Raw genomic sequence first — 19,503 nt, forward strand, 5'->3', positions numbered from 1 at the left:
TCCAAATTTACCGAAAAATGGGATATTCCTTGTTTGGGAAATACGTTATCCCAGATGTAGATTTTCAGGATTATAGCCTAGATAATTCACCTCCTCTTCTCTAAAAATAATTCCATGTTCCTTTAGTTCATTTAGAATTGGTTCGTAAACTTCTTTTGCAATTGGCAATTGAACTCCTGGCGTGGCTATTTCGCCATTTAGGATTTTCAACGCAGCAATAGCCACGGGAAGTCCTACTGTTTTTGCCATGGCAGTATAAGTTTGATCTTCCCCTATTAATGCCATATGGCTGTCTATCTGGTGTTTTTCTCCATTCAGTTCATATCCGAATTTATGGTACATTACAATCATATCTTTGTCCTCTGGATCTAAAGTCCATTTGTCTTCCAGTATTTTTTGAAGTGCCATTGCGGGAGTAGCATCTTTGATACCAATAGTTTTTTCTTTGCTGAAAATATCAAGTTCTTCCAATTTTTCCCACATCAAATCATCTTGATCTATTTTTAGAGCGTATCGAAGTTTTAACTCTACGGTATCCGTTGGAGAGTATGCCAAAAAGAGATTTATAAATTCGCGATAGCTCAAATTTTCCGAGTCTGGAATAACATAGGTATCATCTGTCATTCCCAATTGGACAAACATGTTCCACGCTTTACTAAAACCTACTCTTCGTATGGTTCCACGGTAAAGGGTAAGTATATTATCCAATCCGTAAACCGATTGGTACTGCAGTGAGTTGCGATTGGCAAGAACCTCAAATTTGCCAAATCCTTCTATATTGATAAATTCCGTCCTGCGAAAAAGTCTGTGATATGGAATATATTTGAATTTTCCTTCTTGAATAAATTCCGCTGCTCCACCTTGTCCTGCTAAAACAACATTCCGAGGATTCCATGTAAATTTATAATTCCAAAGGTTGTTATCACTTTCGGGAGCTATCAAGCCACCACAGAATGATTCGAACAATAACATTTTCCCGCCTTTAGCTCTCACTCGGTCAATAACCTGCATTGCACTCATATGGTCAATTCCGGGATCGAGGCCAATCTCATTCATCAACACCAATCCTTTTTCCTTTGCTTCTTTATCAAGAGACTTCATTTCCTTGCTTATATATGAAGCTGTAACCATATGTTTTCCATACTCAATACAGTCCTTCGCCACCTCAAAGTGGTAACGTGCGGGCAGCATAGAAATAACCAAATCACTATTCTTTACGGCTTCTTTTCGCTGCGCTTCGTTAAAAACATCCAATTGGATTCCTTGTGTATTTCTATGATCTTTTGTGAATCTTTTTGCGGCTGCTTCGGAGATATCTCCTATCGTTATAAAGAGGTTTTCGGCTTCACTTCGATTCAACAGATATCGTATTAAACTTGTTGCCGATCGTCCTGCGCCTATTATTAATATGTTTCTCATTTAGGGAGAGTTTTTTGTTAACTTTGAAGAAAATTTTAGATCGGCGAATTTACTAATTCTACCTTGGTTAAATGAGGATTTTAGATAGAAATATAACGGCAACAGGAGCTTTTATCACCGCTGCCACCATTGCAATTGGGGGCTTCGGAGCCCATGGGCTCAAACAATTAATCGATGGTTCTTCCCTAGTTACGTTCGAAGTTGGTGTGCGCTACCAAATGTATCATGGATTGGCAATAGTTATTCTTGGTTTTGCACCTTGGCTTTCGGAGAAACTGAAAAAGGCCGTCTTTTGGTTCTTTATAATCGGAATTGTTTTTTTCTCTGGATCTATTTTTTTGCTTTCCTTAAATTCTATTTTACCTTTTGATGCCACCAAAATTGGTTTTATTACTCCTATTGGAGGCCTGATGTTTATCTTGGGCTGGCTACGATTGGCGTATGGGTTACTAAAACTCAGGAGCCAATAATTATCTTTTTTAAGTTCCTGAATCTATTTTAGATTTCTTATTTTTGTGCTCTACAAAATTTAAACTAGAAATGGTGGATAATAATCAGACTAAAAGAACGATTTCATTAGAAAAATATGGAATCGAAAACGCAACAGTTCTTTATCAACTTTCTTCCAAGGAACTACACGACAAAACGCTAGAGTTAGGACAAGGGGAAGAGGCCGCCAGCGGTGCACTCTCTGTAAACACCGGAGAATTTACCGGAAGAAGTCCGAAGGATAGATTTATCGTAAAGGACAATGTTACCGAGGATAAAGTATGGTGGGGAGATATAAATATCCCATTTTCTCCCGAAAAATTTGATGCACTTTACAATAAAGTTACCGATTACCTTTCCGGCAAGGAAATATATGTACGCGACAGTTATGCAGGAGCAGATATGAGTCGTAAACTTAACATTCGCGTAATTACCGAAACTCCTTGGGCCAATAAGTTTGCACATAATATGTTTTTGCGCCCAACAGATCAGGAGTTGAAAACTTTTGAGCCTGAGTGGCTTTTAATAAATGCTCCGGGTTTTATGGCAGATCCCGATGAAGATGGAACACGCCAACACAATTTTGCAATTTTGAACTTTTCTAGGAAGATTGTTCTTATTGGTGGTACTGGCTATACAGGAGAAATTAAGAAAGGAATTTTCTCCGCTCTTAACTTTATTATGCCCGTAGATAAAAACACCCTGCCGATGCACTGTTCTGCAAATGTGGGTGATAATGGTGAAACAGCGATTTTCTTCGGTCTTTCTGGAACGGGTAAAACAACTCTTTCCGCAGATCCTAACCGAAAACTGATCGGGGATGACGAACACGGATGGACTCCTGAAAATAGCATTTTCAATTTTGAAGGTGGTTGCTATGCCAAGGTGATCAATCTTGATGAAGAGCACGAACCGGATATTTATAATGCTATTAAACCGGGCGCTATTCTTGAGAATGTGAAACTTGATAAAGACGGGAATGTTGATTTTGCAGATACATCTATAACACAGAATACTCGGGTCAGTTATCCGATCTATCATATTAACAACATTCAGGAACCTTCGGTTGGGCAAAACCCGAAGAATATCTTCATGTTGACGGCTGATGCTTTTGGGGTATTGCCTCCAATCTCAAAATTAACTCCAGGCCAGGCCGCTTATCACTTTATCAGTGGTTATACCGCTAAAGTTGCAGGAACTGAGGAAGGAATTAACGAGCCAACTCCAAACTTTTCGGCTTGTTTTGGTGCTCCTTTTATGCCACTTCATCCTACTGAATATGCCGAGATGCTGAGCAAGAAAATGAAAGAAGCCGGAGTGGATGTATGGTTGGTCAATACAGGATGGACTGGTGGTCCTTATGGTGTTGGGTCTAGAATGAAGCTTAAATATACCCGCGCCATGATCGCTGCGGCGTTGGACGGAGAATTAAGAGAAGTAGAATTTGAAAAACATCCTATTTTTAATCTTATGATGCCTAAATCTTGTCCTAATGTACCTTCAGAGGTTTTGAATCCTAGAGAGACTTGGAAGGATAAGGAAGCGTACGATAAAAAGGCTAAAGAATTGGCCAACTCCTTTAAGAAGAACTTCGCTAAATACGAATCTTATGCCAATGAAGAAATTCTAGCTGGCGCCCCAGTCTCGGAATAAATCTGATTCAGATATCGAACAAAAAAAGGCTTGCTATACGATGGCAGGCCTTTTTTTATAGGTAGTAAGTAGATTTATTTTTTGTTGTTCACCTCTTTAATGTACTTCTCTAGAGCCATTGTCATAGAAGGAGTTTCAGGCGTTGGAGCTTGGATATCAACTCTCAGGCCCATATCTGTGGCTGCTTTAACAGTGGTGTTCCCAAACACGGCAATCCGGGTTTTATTTTGTTTGAAGTCGGGAAAATTTTCAAACAAGGATTCAATTCCGCTTGGGCTGAAAAATACCAGGATATCGTAATACACATCACGCAAATCCGACAGATCGCTTATCACCGTTTTATAAAAAGTAGCTTCTTTCCAATCAACTTTTAGTTCATTGAGAATTAAAGGTATATCGGCTTTGAGTTTATCCGACGAAGGAAGTAAAAACTTTTCGCTCTTATATTTTTTTATAAGAGGAGCCAACTCGGAAAAAGTTCTTTTCCCAACATAGATTTTTCTCTTCCTATAAACCACATATTTCTGAAGATAGTAAGCTACGGCTTCGCTCAAGCAGAAATACTTCATGGTATCTGGCACCTTAAAACGCAATTCTTCCGTAATCCTGAAATAATGATCCACAGAATTTCTGCTGGTCAAAATTATGGCAGTATACTTAGCCAAATCGATTTTTTGGGCACGAACATCCTTTCCGGATACCCCTTCCACGTGAATGAAAGGACGAAAGTCAATCTTTACTTTTTGCTTATCTATTAAATCGAAATAGGGAGAATTTTCAATTTTAGGTTCTGGCTGGGAAACCAAAATGGTTTTCACTTTCATATAATTTCCAGATTTTTTTTAAGTTTTAAACTCTATCAAAAAAATACCTTGTAGAGAATGATATATGGTGATATTTCAAGTGCGCAAAGATACAAAATAAAATGAAAGAAATTCGATGCGATTAAGTTTCCGTTTTTTTTATAACTGTAAAACAGCGCAATAGTATTTAGTATTAAAATACAGATGGCAAAAATAAGCAAGGACAAATGGGGGGTGCGTAAAACATAAAGAAAAAAGAGATTTCCCGCGAAAAGAATAAGACCCAAAAAATTGCGGTGACTTAATTTTTGATATAAATATTGATCGATGAGAGCATCTATAGAAAAAATATTCGCCAGCATTTTTTCTATGGAAAGTTTGATAAAAACGAAAATTGTATAGCCAGAGAAAATCTGAATAAATAACCATTCATTGGTTTGGATTTCCGACGGTTTGTAAGCTCTAAAAAGAAGAAATATAAATATAGAAACGCAAATTGCCTGTATTGCGAATAGAATAATATTAAATGGATGGTAAATACTGTCGTCTTTCCCCCTCACCGTAAAGTACTTATCCCGAATGGGCAGAAATGCAAATTCCTCAAATCGCTTTGGATAGCTATATTTTGCCAGAACCAGGAGCGCAAAGCAGCCAACCAGCAAATAGGTGGCCCAATCGTTAGATTCTATAATTCTTTCGGTGTACTCCAATCAGCCGATTTTCTGGCAAAGGTACATCAAATTAATATTCTCTTTTTCGTCTCCCAATTGGATTTCATTCACATTTTGTTTATTCAAAAATAGGTACATTTGCGCAAAACAGGAAGTATGTCCAAGGCGGTGGTAGTGGTACCGACTTACAATGAAATTGAAAACATTGAACGTTTGCTGCGAACCGTATTTTCACTGCAACGTGAGTTCCATATTTTAATCGTTGATGATAATTCGCCCGACGGTACTGGGCAATGTGTAAGGGAGAATATTCCCAATTATCCCGATAAGCTTTTTTTGATAAGTCGGGAGGGAAAATCCGGTTTGGGAACTGCTTATATTGCCGGCTTTAAGTGGGCATTGGAAAACGGCTACGACTATATTTTTGAGATGGATGCCGATTTTTCCCACAATCCAAATGATCTGATCCGTCTTTATAATGCCTGCCATAAAGAAGGTTTTGATATGGCAATAGGCTCCCGATATGTAAAAGGTGTTAATGTTGTCAATTGGCCCATGAGCAGGGTTTTGATGTCTTGGTTGGCATCAAAATATGTGCAGTTGATAATGAGGATGGATATTTTTGACGCAACTGCCGGCTTTATCTGTTATAAAAGAAAAGTTCTCGAAAAAATAAATTTGGAGAACATTCGTTTTGTGGGGTATGCCTTTCAAATAGAAATGAAATTCAAGGCCCATCTTAGTAAGTTCAAAATAAAGGAGGTGCCCGTGATATTTCGGGATAGGACCCGCGGAGAATCTAAAATGAGCTCAAGAATTATTTCCGAAGCTATCTTTGGGGTAATGGGTTTGAAGTTTAATAGTATCTTCTTAAGGAAAAAATTCAAGAGATCTTCTTTTCGGTAGTGTTGCAGTGAAGTGGATGAATGATAATTTGTATTTCTCTTTTATAGGAAATAACCATCGAATAAAAATTTAATAAAAGGTCTGATGAAATCAGTATTGATCAAGAATGCGAATATTGTCAATGAAGGGCAAATAATTAAGGGGGATGTGCTGATAGAAGAAGGGTATATTGTCGAAATTGCAGATTCTATAAGCATGAAATCTGCAAATACCAAGATTATCGATGCCGATGAAAGATATTTGCTTCCGGGAATGATTGACGATCAGGTTCATTTTAGAGAGCCCGGACTTACCCATAAGGCCAATATAGAAAGTGAGTCGAAGGCAGCAATAGCAGGTGGAACAACTACCTTTATAGAAATGCCAAACACTGTACCCCAAGCTACCACAATAGAATTACTGGAAGAAAAATTTGATATCGCCGCAAAGACTTCTTGGGCGAATTATTCCTTTATGTTCGGTGGGACCAATGACAATTTAGATGAAATTCTAAAGGTTGATCCCAAAAAAGTCGCCGGTCTTAAACTTTTTCTAGGTTCCTCCACCGGAAATATGTTGGTGGATGATCCAAAAACTTTGGAGAATATTTTCAGCAAAACCAAACTGCTCATTTCGGCACACTGTGAAGATGAAACCACGATTAAAAAGAACCTTGCGGCCTACCAGGAGGAATATGGAGATGATATCCCCATGGAATGCCATCCAAAAATTAGAAGCGAGGAAGCGTGTTATCTTTCTTCTTCTCGGGCAATAAAACTTGCCGAAAAAACTGGCGCGAGACTTCATGTTTTTCACGTTTCTACCGAAAGGGAAACCCATCTTTTTACTAATAAGAAACCACTTGCCAAAAAGAAAATAACTGCGGAGGTCTGCATACACCATCTTTGGTTTACAGATCAAGACTATAAGACAAAGGGTTCTAAGATAAAATGGAATCCAGCCGTTAAAACTGAAAAGGATCGTGACGGACTTTTAAAGGCATTATTGGATGATCGCATAGATGTTATTGCGTCAGATCACGCACCACATACTTTGGAGGAGAAAAATAATAATTATATGAACGCCCCTTCTGGGGGTCCCTTGGTACAGCATACATTGGTTGCACTTTTGGAAATGTACCACAAGGGAAAGATTTCGATAGAGAAAATCGTTGAAAAAACTGCACACAATCCGGCTATTCTATTTCAGATTAAGGAACGTGGCTATATTCGAAAAGGGTATAAAGCCGATTTGGTTTTAGTGGATCTTAATTCCCCCTGGACCGTTAAGAAAGAGAATATTTTGTATAAATGTGGCTGGTCTCCGTTTGAAGGAACTACTTTTAAATCTCGAGTTACCCATACTTTGGTAAACGGGACTGTAGTTTATGAGAATAATAAGTTCGCGAATAAGAGCACTGCTGAAAGACTAACTTTTGACCGAGAATGAAATATTTAGTAATCTTTCTGTTTTTAGTGGGATTGGCGGCTTGTCAGAATGTCAAGTACCCCGAAAAGCCAAAAGATCTTATTGGAAAGGAGAAAATGGCAGAAATCCTCGCCGAAGCCTATCTTGCCAATGCTGGCCGAAGTATCGATAACAAGACCATGTTGAAGGAAGGTGTGAATATGGATTCCCATTTTTATACCAAATTTGGTGTTGATAGTCTTCAGTTCGCCCGAAGCAATGATTATTATGCCGCAGATGTAAACGCTTATATTTCCATATTTCAGAACGTAGAGGCAAAGCTCCAAAAAATAGAGAAGCACCTTGACAGTATCCAGAAAATTGGTGCAAAACCAGACAAAGTCATTCCAGATGATGCCCCAAAGAAGAAAGAAGCGCAGGGGACCTTTAGAAAAAGGGAGTAAAATCTATTCCGTGCTGCTGTTGTCCACAATTCTTTTTAAAGTTTCTTGTAAGGGTGTAAATTCAAAATGGAGTTGTTCTTTTATCTTAGAAGAATCATATTGTGAAGTAGAGAACATAGAGCGCACCATTGCTTTGGATAATCTCCTCTTTGTCCCAAAAAAAACGCTCGAAAACCAATCTAATTGACTTAAAAATATCATTAGTGGTTTTGATAATTTTTTTGAGGGAGGCTTCTTTCCATATAAAAGAGCCAGTTTGGTAAGGATTTCCTTATAGTAAACATTTTCCGCTACAAGTATGTATTGCCCATTTTTTATCTCTGAATCCATCAACCTTTTCATTGCCCTTACAACGTCCTTTACATCTACAATTCCCATTCCTCCGGAAGGATAATATGAAAGTCCCCGTGGTCCCAACTTGGTAATCAATCCACTGCCCTCTGCCTTTGGGGAAATTCCGAAGATTATTCCAGGGTTTACAATCACCGCGTCAAGACCTTCCTGGGTGCCCCGCCAAACTTCCATTTCGGCAGCATATTTTGTAATGGAATAAACATTATTTCTTTCATCAGGATTCCACGAAGTTTCCTCATTGATAAATTGCCCATTCGGTACATTTCCAAAGGTTGCGACCGAACTTACGTAACATAATTTTTGCACTCCATTGGCCAAGCAGAGATTCACGATATTGGCTGTTCCTTCTACATTTATTTTCTTTAATATCTTATATTTCGCCGGGTTAAAATTGATAAGGGCTGCGCAATGGTAAACATGAGTTACATCCTTGAATGCAAATGTCAATGCGGGAATATCAATTATGTCTGCTTCTTTCCATTCAATTTTATTAAAGAGTGTATCTACCTCGGAAGTGTAAATTGCGAATATCTTTTTTATGGAATGGATATCACTATCTTTTCTGTAGATAGCACGCACAGAAGTATTGTCCTCTAATAAGGAATAAAGCAAATGTGCTCCAACTATTCCAGTTCCACCGGTCACTAAAATCATAAAACGAAAATACTGCTTTTTATAAAGGAATTGACCATCCCTTTAAATTGATATAGCTTAAAAATATTTTAAGGATGGAATGGGAATTAATGTTTATCAAATGTGAATGATCGGTTCTAATTTTAAATTATGAACCTTATCTTTGCACCCTCATATTCCAAAAATCTGGCAATAGAGGAAAACATCAATAAAAATGAAGCTGAAAAATTTCGTTGAAGAACTAAAATGGCGTGGAATGGTCCACGACGTAATGCCCGAAACCGAAGAACATCTAATGGAGACCATGCGCTCGGCTTATGTAGGTTTCGATCCTACGGCCGATTCCCTGCACATTGGAAACCTGGTACCTATTATGATTCTGTCGTTTTTTCAACGCTGCGGACATAAACCTGTAGCGCTTGTTGGTGGAGCTACCGGAATGATCGGCGACCCCTCCATGAAAAACACAGAACGTAACTTGCTGGATGAAGCTACACTGAAAAAAAATCAGGAAGGCGTCCGAAATCAGCTCTCCCAATTTCTGGATTTTTCTTCGGAAATAGAAAATCCAGCAGTATTGGTGAACAATTACGATTGGATGAAGGAATTTTCATTTTTGGATTTCATCAGAAACATCGGCAAGCATATAACCGTTAACTATATGATGGCCAAGGATTCCGTAAAGACCCGCTTGAGTGGCGATAGTGCTGATGGTCTTTCCTTTACTGAATTTACCTACCAATTGATCCAAGGTTACGATTTTGTTCATTTATACAGAAATTTGGGTTGTACCCTTCAAATGGGTGGCAGTGATCAATGGGGAAATATTACTACTGGAACCGAACTTATCCGAAGAATGGATGGAGGAAAAGGTTATGCCCTTACCTGTCCCTTGATTACAAAAAGTGACGGCAGCAAATTCGGCAAAAGTGAAGGCGGTAATATCTGGTTGGATGCAAATCGCACTTCACCTTATAAATTTTACCAATACTGGTTGAACAGCAGTGATGAGGATGCCGAAAAATATATTAAGATTTTTACTTTTTTGGATAAAGAAACCATAGAGAATTTAATCTCCGAACACAAGGAAGCCCCTCACTTACGTACTCTCCAAAAAAAATTGGCGGAAGAAGTAACTAATACAGTTCACGGTTCCACGGAAGTTGAAAACGCAATTAAAGCCTCGGAAATCCTGTTCGGGAATTCAACTTCAGAAGATTTGAAAACCTTAGATGAAAAAACTTTTTTGGATGTATTCGATGGCGTTCCCCAAGGGGAAATTTCAAAAGAAGAAATAAAAAGCGGAATCGATATAATAGGAGCTTTGGCAGAAAAAACCGGCTTTCTAAAATCAAATGGCGAAGCACGTCGCGCTCTGAAAGAGAATTCAATTTCGGTAAACAAAGAGAAAGTTTCAGAAGATTACCAAATTTCAGAAAACGATTTAATAAACGGCCAATTTGTACTGCTTCAGCGCGGTAAGAGAAACTACTTTATTATACGCGCTATTTAAGTCGCAGAAAACAAGAACACTAAGGCAAGTCTAATTCATACTAAAACCAAGGGTTTAAGGAGTTCAGGCTCATGATAAAACCGTTTAAATATTTTCAACAATCACGTTGCAACTTTAAGCAATAAAAAACTATCTTTGCACCGTTCAAAATAGGGCTTATTTTTTTATCCCTAGATAACTATAAAATAAACAGTTACACATGTCACAAGTTACAGGAAAAGTTGCTCAGATTATTGGCCCAGTGGTTGACGTTGCGTTTGACAGCGGCGCTGAGCTTCCTAGAATATACGATTCTTTGGAAGTGAATAACCACGGAAACCTATTGGTTCTTGAAGTTCAATCGCACATTGGAGAAAACATGGTTCGCACCATATCAATGGACTCTACCGACGGTCTAAGCCGCGGTGTGGATGCTGTTGCAACCGGCGCGCCTATTCAAATGCCAATCGGTGACGACATTTATGGCCGACTTTTCAACGTGATTGGAGATGCTATTGACGGGATTGGAAACTTGCCAAAAGCTGGCGAAAATGGTCTTCCTATTCACCGTGAAGCTCCAAAATTTGAAGATCTTTCAACTTCGACTGAAGTCCTTTATACAGGAATTAAAGTAATCGACTTAATTGAGCCTTACGCAAAAGGAGGTAAGATTGGTCTTTTTGGAGGTGCTGGTGTGGGTAAAACCGTACTTATTCAGGAGTTGATTAACAATATTGCGAAAGGTCACGGTGGTCTTTCGGTTTTTGCTGGAGTGGGGGAACGTACCCGTGAAGGGAATGACCTTCTTCGCGAAATGCTGGAATCTGGAATTATCAGATACGGTGATGACTTTATGAAGTCTATGGAAGACGGAGGTTGGGATTTATCAAAAGTTGATAAAACTGCGATGAAAGAATCCAAAGCAACTTTCGTGTTCGGACAGATGAACGAACCTCCTGGAGCACGTGCTCGTGTGGCACTTTCAGGGTTGACAATTGCAGAATATTTCCGTGATGGATCTGGAGAAGGACAAGGAAAAGACGTACTGTTCTTCGTGGATAACATTTTCCGATTTACACAAGCAGGTTCTGAGGTATCGGCTCTTCTTGGTCGTATGCCTTCAGCGGTGGGTTACCAACCTACTTTGGCTACAGAGATGGGTGCGATGCAAGAGCGTATTACTTCCACAAAAAGAGGTTCTATTACATCTGTACAAGCGGTTTACGTTCCTGCGGATGACCTTACGGATCCAGCACCGGCAACAACTTTTGCCCACTTGGATGCTACCACCGTTCTTTCACGAAAAATTGCAGAGCTAGGTATTTATCCGGCAGTGGATCCATTGGATTCTACTTCACGTATTCTTTCTGAGGCTATTCTTGGAAAAGAACACTACGGATGCGCACAGCGAGTAAAAGAGCTTTTACAGCGATATAAGGAATTACAGGATATTATCGCCATTCTAGGGATGGAAGAACTTTCCGAAGAAGATAAATTGGCAGTAAACCGCGCTCGTAGAGTTCAGCGTTTCCTTTCACAACCTTTCCACGTAGCAGAACAGTTTACAGGTATTCCCGGAGTTTTGGTGGACATTAAAGAAACTATCAAAGGTTTCAATATGATTATGGATGGCGAATTGGATCACTTGCCAGAAGCAGCCTTCAACCTGAAAGGAACCATTGAAGAAGCGATTGAGGCAGGAGAGAAAATGCTTGCGGAAGCGTAATTTAATTCAGAATTAAGAATTAAGAATTCAGAATTAAATGGAAGTTCTGAATTCATAATTCATAATTCATAATTCATAATTGAAAAGATGTACTTAGAAATAGTAAACCCAGAAGCGTCCTTAGTATCCGGTGAAGTGGAAAGCGTAACCGTTCCTGGTGTGGATGGAGAATTCCAAATGCTGAACAACCACGCTCCTATTGTTTCCGTCCTACAAGCTGGAAAAGTGAAATTCAGAGGAAATCCTACCATTGCTGAAGGTTTCCAGAATAAATTTTCCAAGGAAGGCGATAAATGGGTACTTCACATAACCGGAGGAACTGTTGAGTGCAATAAGAATCGTGTGATTGTATTGGCTGACTAGCTTCGGTACAATTCCGACCTTTGAGGGTCGGAATCACTCAGCTACCTTTTTTAAGTAAGTCTAATTACCATTCGGCTTCGGTACAATCCCGACAAAATGTCCAAAAACATTTTATCGGGATTACTCAGCTACCTTTTTAAAGAAAGTTTAATTAACATACGGCTTCGGTACAATTCTAAAAAATATAAATCCCAAATTCCGGATTGCTTCCTTAGAGTCGCAATGGAATTTGGGATTTTCTATTGGGTGGCTATAATGCTCCTAAAGCCTGTCCGAGGTGGATCTATATCGTCAATATCCTTATTAAAAACAATAAGGACATCATAAGATTAAATTGGCGTTAATTATCCTTTTTTGTTGAATGTGTGGAGAGATATTTTTCTATTACCCCTGTCAATTCTTCTTCCATATTTTCGCTATAACCGAATTCAGAATATAGAATATTGAAATCTTTGTCAATAATTATAACCGTTGGAAAAGAATTTACGGATAACGGATTTTGCTTAGTAAAAATACTTGGATAATTTACCCTATTTTTCTTTATAAATTTATCCAGATAAGCCCTATCCTTTATTTTGTCATCAATGATATTTATTCCAACTACACCTACAAGACTGTCAGGGTATTTAGCATTCAAGTTATTGAGTTTTGGAATTGCCTTTATACAGGGATAACACCGAAAATACCAATAGTCCAAAATTAATATCTCACTTTTAAAATCATCCAGAACTACCTTATTATCTCCATTTAAAAGTGTTCCATCAATTCTTGGAAAAACTTTCTGATCTATTACAGTTCTTTCAATTCTTACGAAGGGTTGGGAAACCTTCAAAAACTGTTCAATTTCACCCTCGAAATCAATGTCAAAATCGTATGCTAAACTTCCAAAGTCCAAATGACGGTATTGTTGGGAATCTTGAAAATATACCGAACTGGTAAACGAAATCAACTGGGCATCAGCAACTGAAAATTTATAGGTTAAATCAATATTTTTAATTTGGTTAATACTATCGTAATGTTTGTGTACAATGTATCCTTCATCCACTTTAGAAACCGTTGTGTGCAGGGTATCCACTAAATCTCCTGCATTCAAATTCATATTCGGTATAAGCAACAAGTCCAATTTACCGTCCTTTTTTTGTTCCGTGAGGAATTTCCTATCTCCATTATCATCGAAAAACTTGTATAAGGTACCATTTAAATTATAAATAGTTGCATGAGGCTTTACTATTTTGAAATTGTATCCATAGATAGTATCTTCCTTATTTCTTTCGGCAAAAACCTGATAGCTAATTTTTAAAGTATCATCTTGAAAAAATGATTTTTCGTGAACGTCAACTTTGTAAGCTAATTTTTGTTGATCCCTGTGCAGGTATTGGACCAGAGTTTCAGAATTGACAACCTCTTGGGCCACGCTACTTGAAGCAATTAGAAACATTAAAAAGAGAATAGGTAGTTTGCACATAATATTGGACGAAGCAAAAAATTATCAAAATTAAATAATAACTTACGAAACAGAGTCACCTCAATAATACTAAATCTTTTTCGTCAAGGAAAATATCCTCAAGATAATTAATTGACATCAGCATCTGGAGGAACTGTTGAGTGCAATAAGAATTGTGTAATTGTGTTGGCAGACTAGCCTATCACCAAGAGGATTTTCCAGAACCCCAATTTTCTGTAATAGTTAGTTGGGTTTTTAATCTATATTTGCTTGCACAATGCGAAAGCCATGAAAAAAACACTGTCCTATTTCCTTTTCTTGTTTATAGTTGTCTCCTGTTCTACAAAAGATGACGCTCCAGCAAATAATTGCAACGCTTCCCTGACCCTTGAGACTCGAGGAATTTCAACCAGTTCAGTGATTCTCGGTTGGAATGACGTTTTGGAAAGCCAGCCCGCCATCTATGTAGCAGAATTTGGTCCAGAAGGATTTAATCCCGGCACTGGAACCATTGTCGAGACCCAAGAATTTGAATATCGTGTAGAAGGTCTGTCCTCTGGAACTACTTATTCATTTTATGTAAAGAAGAAATGTGGCAACGACAATTTTTCGAAAAATGTGGGCCCAAGAAACTTTACTACTCTTTCCTGCCAAGCGATAGATTTGGTTACTGTTTCCAGTATTTTCGAAACCACAGCCCGCATTAATTGGTTTATGGAAACCCAGGCTACGGAAATTGAATATGGCCCGAGCGGATTTGATTTGGGCTCAGGAACCAAAATTAGCATCAATCGCACAGAATATTGGTACGATCTAAATAATCTAATTCCGAGTACAACTTATGACGTTTATATGAGAAACGTTTGCGGAACAGATTTGTCACCCAATTCCGAAGTCACCTCTTTTACTACCTTGGATGTTTGTAAAAAGCCTGAACGATTGAGACTTATAAGTGTTGGAAGAGAATCGTTGCGGATAACCTGGGATCGAGGGGATAATTCTTCTTGGCAGGTGGAATATGGACCACAAGGTTTCGCAATAGGTACAGGCAGAATTCTTAATACATCCATATCAAACCCCTTGATTGAGGCAGGCATCAATCCAAGTACTACCTACGAATTTTATGTGCGAGCCAATTGTGGCTCAGAGGGATTTAGTAAAGATGCCGGACCTTTGGTGGCCACCACCCAACCCTAAAATAAGGAGGATTTGAACATTTGTATTTCGTGATTGCTTCTCATTTGATGCCATGCTCCTTCCGTTTGGCTTCTATTATGTCTCTGAAATTCCTATTACTTATTCCGCTATCAATCCCTTTTGAATCTCATTTCGCAGATGTTCCAATTTTTGATCATTCAACTCTTGGGCACGCAATGCGGCCCTTACCACTTCACTGGCGTTTTTCTACTCCCAAATTTGGACATAATTTAGGCGTTGGCTCAATCCCTTAAATGTTGTAAAATATCCCCAGGCTGACAATCCAAAGCATCACAGATAGCCGCCAAAGTTGAAAACCGCACCGCACGTGCTTTCCCGCCTCTAAAAATTGAGAGGTTTGCTTCCGTGATTCCTATTATTTCAGCTAATTCCTTGCCGGTCATTCCTTTTTCCTGAAGCAATTCATCCAGCGTAAGTTTAATTAACATACGGCTTCGATCTAATTCTAAAAAATATAAATCCCAAATTCCTATTGCGACGAAAGTGGCAATCTGGAATTTGGGATTTTTTCTTCCATAGGAATTGTGGTTTTTGCAAGATCTTAGCTAATTAGCTGAAAAATAGTTTACAGTCAATTTGTGGAAATCTACTACAACCTCATTTCCTTCCAAATTTTCCATCATTAAAAGTTATAATTTACCTTTGCACAATGCCGGTAAAAATTCAGATTAACTCCCAAAACTTTATTCTTCATCCAAGTTGCGCCATTTATTGGCAAGAAAAAAAAATGTTGTTGGTTGCCGACGTGCATTTGGGGAAGGTGGCCCATTTTAGGAAACACGGTGCGCCGGTTCCCGCCAGTGCAGCTTATAAAAACCTAGAGGAACTTACTGAGATTACTAATTTATTTCAGCCAGAATCTATTTGTTTTCTAGGCGATCTATTCCACAGTAAAATAAATGAGGAATGGAAAGATTTTGAAAAGTGGGTGGAATATACCAATGCAGATATCATCCTTATTTCAGGCAACCACGATATTATCCCACAGTATTTATATGAGGAAATTGGCGTAAAGGTATTTGATGAATTGATATTGGATAATTTCTTACTTACCCATCATCCCACTACCAGAGAAGATCTTTTTAATTTCTATGGTCATATCCATCCTGGAATTATGTTAAGGGGAGTTGGCAAACAATTTTTGCGCCTTCCTTGTTTTTATAAAACCGTTAACAGCCTTATACTCCCTGCTTTTGGTAACTTTACGGGGAAGCACATTTTAAAACCTTCAAAATCTGATGAAGTTTATGTGGTTGTTGATGGAGAGGTGCTTCGAGTTTAAAGTAAAAGACCCGTAAAACGATGGCTTTGTGCCTTCCCTTTTTATTATGAAGAAAACACTACAAATCGCGAATATCATTGGTTTTATTCTAGTTGTCATCGTCAATATTCTGGGAGGAATGGGCGCTATTAATGACACTTCCATTGCGGATATATCCAATGCAAATCACAATTTATTTACGCCGGCAGGTTATGCTTTTTCTATTTGGGGATTTATTTATCTATTGCTGCTCGGGTTTATTATTTACCAAAGTAGAAGTTTGACCAAACCCGTTCGCGATGACGGATTTATATTACAAACTGGCTGGTGGTTTGTATTGTCCTGTTTCGCCAATATCATGTGGATCATTTTCTGGGTATATGGGTTTATGGAATATTCCATCTTGGCAATTTTCGTTTTGCTCTTTGCACTTTTAAAAATCGTGATGAAAAACAGAATGGAACTTTGGGATGCACCTATTTCCGTTATAGCATTTCTTTGGTGGCCCTTTGTTTTCTATAGTGGTTGGGTAACCGTCGCGTGTATTGCCAATGTTTCTGCCTACTTAAAAAGTATAGAATGGGAAGCTTGGGGTTATAGTGAAACTTCGTGGGCGATTACAATGATTATTATTGCAGGAATTCTAAATTTCGTAGTTACTTGGCGACGAAATATGCGGGAATTTGCCCTTGTTGGAGCTTGGGCACTAATTGCCATTTGTGTTGCTAATTGGGAAGTGAACTCCATAGTTGCCAATTCGGCCTTGGCGGTTGCTATTGTTTTAATTATAAGCAGCGGGTATCATGGATATTTGAATCGAGCCACCAATCCTGGCGAAAAACTCCTGGAGTATCAAAATAGATATAAAAAATAGGATGCCATCCTTGGGTCTTTATTTAATCACTTTTATTTATCCTCCTGTCTGGGAATGAGGCGCGCCCACAGGTTTTGATTCGGTGGAACCTTTTTGACGAAGCCAGATGGATAAAATCACGATCGAGGCTACGGAAAGAAACTCGCTTTGCCAATTTTGAAAGGATTCAAACCAAAATTGTGAAGAAAAAATATAATTCTGCCATTCTTCCGGTGCCTCTCCCTTAATTATTTGGCCCTCGTTATAACTGACAAGACTTCCATAAAAATGAAACAAAAATGAAAGCAGAAATAATATAAAGAAGGCAATAGAGAGCGAATTGCTATAAATTTTTAACCACCATCCACCTTTTCTAACTGGCCAAGGGGAATCCGGCGTTGGTTTTAGGTCCTTGTCCACTTTTTCCTTTTTATCCAAACTTTTGGATTCTGCCGAGCCTACTTGATATAATTTCACAGTAAGGATCACGTACAATGCCATCTGAAGAAACTCACTTTCCCAGTTTTCGAAAGTAGCCTGAATAAAATGGCCACTGGTAAAATAGTGTGCCAACGAAATGGCGGAAACCCCATTTTCTGCCAATTCCTTGTTATGGACCTCAAATCCGGTTAAAAATTGTGCCAGCAGAAAGATTATCCAAAGAAAAAGAAGTGTAATACTGAGTCCATTTTTTTTGAGGAAAGAATGCTTTGTTTCCATTTACTTCCATTCTTTAGAAAAATTGCCAATAGATCCAAAAATCCTTGGTGGGTTTGTGGAGGTTACTAGATGCTAGACGCTTATGCTAGACAAAAATAAAAAAAGATTTGGGTTGAAAATATTGCCAAAGGGATAAAGATTTGCTGTTTAACAGGTTGTTCTTGGGAGAGGCTTTTGAATACTAATTACATTATAATTTACAGATTTGTCAGGCAAGAGAGGCAAATTTCAATAGGGACAGATTCCTTCGCTTCGCGCGGAATTTAGAGCATTCCCTTAATCTCATTTCCCCAAGTGGGATAAGCAAAAATCATTGCTTTTAGGTTTTCAGTCGTAAGTTTTCCACACATGGCCAGAACAAAAAGATTAATCATTTCCCCGGCTTCTGGTCCAATAATATGTGCTCCCAAAATTAACTTTCGCTTTTTGTCTTCCACTATTTTAAAAGCATATACATCGGCATTTATTCTTTTGGCGTTAAACCAATTGGGCACACTCTTATAATTAACTGCAATATCATAACCCTTTTTTCGTGCTTCTTCTTCGGTCAAACCAATCGTTGCCAACTTCGGAAGGGTAAATACCACCGATGGCACAGGAGGAAAATCCATTTTAGTATGGTTTCCTTCTCTAATATTTAAGGATACAATCCGGGCTTCCTGCGAAGAAGTGGGCGTTAGAGGTGGAGCTCCACTCGCCGAAACGTCTCCACACGAATATACATTAGGATTACTGGGATTCTGAAGGTATTCGTTTACGGAAACTCCCTTTTCCTGCCCGTCCGTCAGGCGGGTTTCAAATGAAACGTTTCCTTTCTCCAAATCCAAAGTGTCAATGGATGGAACTCGACCAGCGGTATTAAAGACCACCCTTGCTGTAGCGGATTCGGTTTTACCGCCTTTCTGATATGAAATGCGATAGTTCTTTTGAAGCTTTTTTACTTCGGAAACTCTTGCATTGAAAATAAATTTAATCCCCAGTTTTTCTGAAGCCTCCGTTAAATGCGAAACAATATCCTTATCAAAACCATCAAGAGGATGATCGCTTGCTTCAATAACCGTTACTTGTGCACCACAACGTGCGGCAATGTGGGCGAATTCCATCCCAATATAACCTCCACCAACAAAAACGATGCTTTCTGGTAATTCTTCCAAATCGAGAAAGTCATCACTAATTTTTAAATAATCTCTTCCTGGAATTTTAAGTTCCAGAGGTTTTAAACCAGTGGCAATAACAATCTTTTTTGCCTTGACTGTTTTTCCTTCCACCGAAAGGGTATTTTCATCCAAAAATTTCGGTGATTGATGGTACATTTTAATGCCCGCTTTCTTCAAATCTCTTTCGGTAGCGGCAGGAACGGCGGCGGTAAAAGTGGATTTAAATTTTTGAAGTGCTTTCCAATCAATTTTCGGTGGGTTAACTATTCCTTTTCCCTCCAAATCTTTCGACATTTTGTAAGCCTCTGTAATGCCCACTAAAACCTTTTTGGGATCACAGCCGCGATTGGCACAGGTTCCGCCATATTCTCGGTTGTCGGCTATTGCCACGGTCATTCCTTCCGCAGCACAATCGTAAGCAACCGTTTTTCCAGCGGTTCCGGTTCCAATTATGAATACATCGAATTCCTTTAATGCCATATTTTAGAGTT

Annotated in this window: 20 protein-coding genes; 11 read left to right on the forward strand and 9 right to left on the reverse strand. The window is 38.7% G+C overall.

The window, feature by feature from the left end:
• Positions 1-45: 45 nt before the first annotated feature.
• Positions 46-1,419, reverse strand: a complete 1,374-nt coding sequence (locus EI546_RS11705) for a saccharopine dehydrogenase family protein (protein WP_128250707.1) — start codon at positions 1,417-1,419, stop codon at positions 46-48.
• Positions 1,420-1,490: 71 nt separating this feature from the next.
• Here EI546_RS11705 and EI546_RS11710 point away from each other — a divergent pair, with 71 nt between their 5' ends.
• Both EI546_RS11710 and pckA read left to right on the forward strand, forming a co-directional pair.
• On the forward strand, positions 1,491-1,889 hold the full coding sequence (locus EI546_RS11710) for a DUF423 domain-containing protein (RefSeq protein WP_128250708.1): 399 nt from the start codon (positions 1,491-1,493) through the stop codon (positions 1,887-1,889).
• A gap of 70 nt (positions 1,890-1,959) precedes the next feature.
• A complete protein-coding gene (gene pckA, locus EI546_RS11715) occupies positions 1,960-3,561 on the forward strand; it encodes a phosphoenolpyruvate carboxykinase (ATP) (RefSeq protein ID WP_128250709.1) in 1,602 nt (533 codons plus the stop codon).
• A gap of 74 nt (positions 3,562-3,635) precedes the next feature.
• On the opposite strand, the gene EI546_RS11720 is transcribed toward pckA, so the two are convergent.
• Both EI546_RS11720 and EI546_RS11725 read right to left on the reverse strand, forming a co-directional pair.
• On the reverse strand, positions 3,636-4,385 hold the full coding sequence (locus EI546_RS11720; protein ID WP_128250710.1) for a uroporphyrinogen-III synthase: 750 nt from the start codon (positions 4,383-4,385) through the stop codon (positions 3,636-3,638).
• A 35-nt stretch (positions 4,386-4,420) separates the two neighbouring features.
• The gene (locus EI546_RS11725) at positions 4,421-5,074 is read right to left on the reverse strand and encodes a DUF4271 domain-containing protein (RefSeq protein ID WP_128250711.1); all 654 of its coding nucleotides are present in this window, start codon (positions 5,072-5,074) and stop codon (positions 4,421-4,423) included.
• A 117-nt stretch (positions 5,075-5,191) separates the two neighbouring features.
• Here EI546_RS11725 and EI546_RS11730 point away from each other — a divergent pair, with 117 nt between their 5' ends.
• The 3 genes from EI546_RS11730 to EI546_RS11740 all read left to right on the forward strand — a co-directional run bounded on the left by EI546_RS11730 (position 5,192) and on the right by EI546_RS11740 (position 7,791).
• Complete coding sequence (locus EI546_RS11730; protein ID WP_128251608.1) at positions 5,192-5,941, forward strand: polyprenol monophosphomannose synthase; 750 nt, start codon at positions 5,192-5,194, stop codon at positions 5,939-5,941.
• Positions 5,942-6,025: 84 nt separating this feature from the next.
• Positions 6,026-7,369: a dihydroorotase gene (locus EI546_RS11735; RefSeq protein ID WP_128250712.1), complete on the forward strand. Its 1,344-nt coding sequence runs from the start codon at positions 6,026-6,028 to the stop codon at positions 7,367-7,369.
• On the forward strand, positions 7,366-7,791 hold the full coding sequence (locus EI546_RS11740) for a DUF4296 domain-containing protein (protein WP_128250713.1): 426 nt from the start codon (positions 7,366-7,368) through the stop codon (positions 7,789-7,791). Before EI546_RS11735 ends, EI546_RS11740 begins: the two co-directional genes overlap by 4 nt.
• Positions 7,792-7,794: 3 nt before the next feature.
• Here the strand turns inward: EI546_RS11740 and EI546_RS11745 are convergent, their stop codons facing one another.
• On the reverse strand, positions 7,795-8,799 hold the full coding sequence (locus EI546_RS11745) for an NAD-dependent epimerase/dehydratase family protein (protein WP_128250714.1): 1,005 nt from the start codon (positions 8,797-8,799) through the stop codon (positions 7,795-7,797).
• A gap of 193 nt (positions 8,800-8,992) precedes the next feature.
• Between EI546_RS11745 and tyrS the strand changes: the two genes are divergently transcribed.
• The 3 genes from tyrS (at position 8,993) to EI546_RS11760 (ending at position 12,359) form a co-directional block, all read left to right on the forward strand.
• Positions 8,993-10,291 (forward strand): tyrosine--tRNA ligase, encoded by a 1,299-nt coding sequence (gene tyrS, locus EI546_RS11750; protein WP_128250715.1) that lies wholly within the window; start codon positions 8,993-8,995, stop codon positions 10,289-10,291.
• A 199-nt stretch (positions 10,292-10,490) separates the two neighbouring features.
• Positions 10,491-11,996 carry a F0F1 ATP synthase subunit beta gene (gene atpD, locus EI546_RS11755; protein ID WP_128250716.1) on the forward strand — a complete coding sequence of 502 codons (1,506 nt, stop codon included), beginning with the start codon at positions 10,491-10,493 and terminating at the stop codon, positions 11,994-11,996.
• 87 nt (positions 11,997-12,083) lie between these two features.
• A complete protein-coding gene (locus tag EI546_RS11760) occupies positions 12,084-12,359 on the forward strand; it encodes a F0F1 ATP synthase subunit epsilon (protein ID WP_128250717.1) in 276 nt (91 codons plus the stop codon).
• 340 nt (positions 12,360-12,699) lie between these two features.
• On the opposite strand, the gene EI546_RS11765 is transcribed toward EI546_RS11760, so the two are convergent.
• Positions 12,700-13,824 (reverse strand): TlpA family protein disulfide reductase, encoded by a 1,125-nt coding sequence (locus EI546_RS11765; protein WP_128250718.1) that lies wholly within the window; start codon positions 13,822-13,824, stop codon positions 12,700-12,702.
• 267 nt (positions 13,825-14,091) lie between these two features.
• Here EI546_RS11765 and EI546_RS11770 point away from each other — a divergent pair, with 267 nt between their 5' ends.
• The gene (locus EI546_RS11770; RefSeq protein WP_128250719.1) at positions 14,092-15,000 is read left to right on the forward strand and encodes a hypothetical protein; all 909 of its coding nucleotides are present in this window, start codon (positions 14,092-14,094) and stop codon (positions 14,998-15,000) included.
• A gap of 99 nt (positions 15,001-15,099) precedes the next feature.
• Here the strand turns inward: EI546_RS11770 and EI546_RS16760 are convergent, their stop codons facing one another.
• Positions 15,100-15,192, reverse strand: a complete 93-nt coding sequence (locus tag EI546_RS16760) for a hypothetical protein (protein ID WP_128250720.1) — start codon at positions 15,190-15,192, stop codon at positions 15,100-15,102.
• Positions 15,193-15,242: 50 nt separating this feature from the next.
• The gene (locus tag EI546_RS11780) at positions 15,243-15,449 is read right to left on the reverse strand and encodes a helix-turn-helix domain-containing protein (RefSeq protein WP_128250721.1); all 207 of its coding nucleotides are present in this window, start codon (positions 15,447-15,449) and stop codon (positions 15,243-15,245) included.
• A 221-nt stretch (positions 15,450-15,670) separates the two neighbouring features.
• Here EI546_RS11780 and pdeM point away from each other — a divergent pair, with 221 nt between their 5' ends.
• Together pdeM and EI546_RS11790 are read left to right on the forward strand one after the other, a co-directional pair.
• On the forward strand, positions 15,671-16,303 hold the full coding sequence (gene pdeM, locus EI546_RS11785; RefSeq protein WP_128250722.1) for a ligase-associated DNA damage response endonuclease PdeM: 633 nt from the start codon (positions 15,671-15,673) through the stop codon (positions 16,301-16,303).
• A 46-nt stretch (positions 16,304-16,349) separates the two neighbouring features.
• Positions 16,350-17,156, forward strand: a complete 807-nt coding sequence (locus EI546_RS11790; RefSeq protein WP_128250723.1) for a tryptophan-rich sensory protein — start codon at positions 16,350-16,352, stop codon at positions 17,154-17,156.
• Positions 17,157-17,192: 36 nt separating this feature from the next.
• Here the strand turns inward: EI546_RS11790 and EI546_RS11795 are convergent, their stop codons facing one another.
• Both EI546_RS11795 and EI546_RS11800 read right to left on the reverse strand, forming a co-directional pair.
• The gene (locus EI546_RS11795; protein WP_128250724.1) at positions 17,193-17,855 is read right to left on the reverse strand and encodes a DUF6766 family protein; all 663 of its coding nucleotides are present in this window, start codon (positions 17,853-17,855) and stop codon (positions 17,193-17,195) included.
• Positions 17,856-18,118: 263 nt separating this feature from the next.
• The gene (locus EI546_RS11800; RefSeq protein WP_128250725.1) at positions 18,119-19,492 is read right to left on the reverse strand and encodes a dihydrolipoyl dehydrogenase family protein; all 1,374 of its coding nucleotides are present in this window, start codon (positions 19,490-19,492) and stop codon (positions 18,119-18,121) included.
• Positions 19,493-19,503 lie beyond the last annotated feature (11 nt).

It is taken from the genome of Aequorivita sp. H23M31, from assembly GCF_004022485.1.
Classification (GTDB): Bacteria; Bacteroidota; Bacteroidia; order Flavobacteriales; family Flavobacteriaceae; genus Aequorivita; species Aequorivita ciconiae.

Coding starts and splice junctions, on each gene's coding strand:
- EI546_RS11705 (WP_128250707.1), bottom strand. CDS start 1,419: ATGAGAAACATATTAATAATAGGCGCAGGACGATCGGCAACAAGTTTA.
- EI546_RS11710 (WP_128250708.1), top strand. CDS start 1,491: ATGAGGATTTTAGATAGAAATATAACGGCAACAGGAGCTTTTATCACC.
- pckA (WP_128250709.1), top strand. CDS start 1,960: ATGGTGGATAATAATCAGACTAAAAGAACGATTTCATTAGAAAAATAT.
- EI546_RS11720 (WP_128250710.1), bottom strand. CDS start 4,385: ATGAAAGTGAAAACCATTTTGGTTTCCCAGCCAGAACCTAAAATTGAA.
- EI546_RS11730 (WP_128251608.1), top strand. CDS start 5,192: ATGTCCAAGGCGGTGGTAGTGGTACCGACTTACAATGAAATTGAAAAC.
- EI546_RS11735 (WP_128250712.1), top strand. CDS start 6,026: ATGAAATCAGTATTGATCAAGAATGCGAATATTGTCAATGAAGGGCAA.
- EI546_RS11740 (WP_128250713.1), top strand. CDS start 7,366: ATGAAATATTTAGTAATCTTTCTGTTTTTAGTGGGATTGGCGGCTTGT.
- EI546_RS11745 (WP_128250714.1), bottom strand. CDS start 8,799: ATGATTTTAGTGACCGGTGGAACTGGAATAGTTGGAGCACATTTGCTT.
- tyrS (WP_128250715.1), top strand. CDS start 8,993: ATGAAGCTGAAAAATTTCGTTGAAGAACTAAAATGGCGTGGAATGGTC.
- atpD (WP_128250716.1), top strand. CDS start 10,491: ATGTCACAAGTTACAGGAAAAGTTGCTCAGATTATTGGCCCAGTGGTT.
- EI546_RS11760 (WP_128250717.1), top strand. CDS start 12,084: ATGTACTTAGAAATAGTAAACCCAGAAGCGTCCTTAGTATCCGGTGAA.
- EI546_RS11765 (WP_128250718.1), bottom strand. CDS start 13,824: ATGTGCAAACTACCTATTCTCTTTTTAATGTTTCTAATTGCTTCAAGT.
- EI546_RS11770 (WP_128250719.1), top strand. CDS start 14,092: ATGAAAAAAACACTGTCCTATTTCCTTTTCTTGTTTATAGTTGTCTCC.
- EI546_RS11780 (WP_128250721.1), bottom strand. CDS start 15,449: ATGTTAATTAAACTTACGCTGGATGAATTGCTTCAGGAAAAAGGAATG.
- pdeM (WP_128250722.1), top strand. CDS start 15,671: ATGCCGGTAAAAATTCAGATTAACTCCCAAAACTTTATTCTTCATCCA.
- EI546_RS11790 (WP_128250723.1), top strand. CDS start 16,350: ATGAAGAAAACACTACAAATCGCGAATATCATTGGTTTTATTCTAGTT.
- EI546_RS11795 (WP_128250724.1), bottom strand. CDS start 17,855: ATGGAAACAAAGCATTCTTTCCTCAAAAAAAATGGACTCAGTATTACA.
- EI546_RS11800 (WP_128250725.1), bottom strand. CDS start 19,492: ATGGCATTAAAGGAATTCGATGTATTCATAATTGGAACCGGAACCGCT.